General features: G+C 62.9%; 1 protein-coding gene. It reads right to left on the bottom strand.

Features of this window, described 5'->3' with window-relative positions:
- A partial coding sequence (locus AC0L2K_RS34845; RefSeq protein ID WP_473533642.1) for an FAD-dependent oxidoreductase occupies positions 1-1196 on the bottom strand: 1196 nt, incomplete at both ends.

The raw sequence follows: 1196 nt of genomic DNA, 5'->3' as shown, positions 1-1196 counted from the left end.
TCGTTGGCGCAAAGCCTCTGCAGGAAGGCGCAGGCATCGCGGCCCTCGACACGGATCTTGCCGAACGAGGTCATGTCGAACAGGCCGACGCCGTTGCGGACCGCCAGATGTTCATCGCGCTGGTTGTCGAACCAGTTCTGCCGTTTCCAGGAATAGCGGTACTCGCGCTCCTGGCCCTCACGCGCGAACCAGTTGGCCCGCTCCCAGCCGGCAACCTCGCCGAACACCGCGCCGCGTGCCTTCAGATGTTCATGGAGCGGGGAGCGCCTCACGTTCCGAGAGGTCGCCATCTGCCGGTACGGAAAATGGTCGGCGTAGAGCAGGCCGAGCGTCTCGGAGACGCGCTCTCTGAGATAGCGGCGGTTCTTCTGGAACGGCTGGGCGCGGCGGATGTCGACCTCCCACAGATCGAAGGGTGCTTCGCCATCATTGATCCATTGCGCCAGCGCCATGCCGGCGCCGCCTGAGGAGACGATGCCGATGGAGTTGTAGCCGGTCGCCATCCAGTAGCCGGAAAGCTCCGGCGCCTCGCCGAGATAATAGCGATCATCAGGCGTAAAACTCTCAGGGCCGTTGAAGAAAGTGTGGATGCCGGCGCTGGCCAGCATCGGCATGCGGTTGACGCCCATTTCGAGGATCGGCTCGAAATGTTCGAAATCCTCGGGCAACTGGTCGAAGCAGAAATCTTCGCTTATGCCGTCCATGCCCCACGGCTTGGCCACCTGCTCGAAGGCGCCGAGCATCATCTTGCCGGCATCTTCCTTGTAGTAGGCGCACTCGTCCGGCACGCGCAGCACCGGCAGCCGGGTCAGGCCGGGGATCGGTTCGGTGACGAGATAAAAATGCTCGCAGGCATGCAGCGGGATGCTGACGCCGTTCTGGGCGCCAAGCTCGCGTGCCCACATGCCGGCGCAATTGACGACGATGTCGGCCTCGATCATGCCTTGCTCGTCGCCCCGCATCCAGGAAACGCCGGTGACGCAGCCATTCCCGGTGTGAACCTTGGTGACCTTCACATTCTCGACGATCGTCGCACCGCGCTGGCGCGCACCCTTGGCCAGCGCCATGGCGATATTGGCCGGGTCGCATTGGCCGTCGAGCGGCAGATGCACGGCGCCGACCACATCGGAAACATTAAGATGCGGGTACATCTGCTTGACTTCGTTTGGCGAAATCTCGCGCACGTCGATATCGAA

The organism is Mesorhizobium sp. WSM4817 (genome assembly GCF_055811135.1).
Note: the sequence above shows the minus strand (reverse complement) of the source record. Positions and strands in the feature narration are given on the sequence as shown.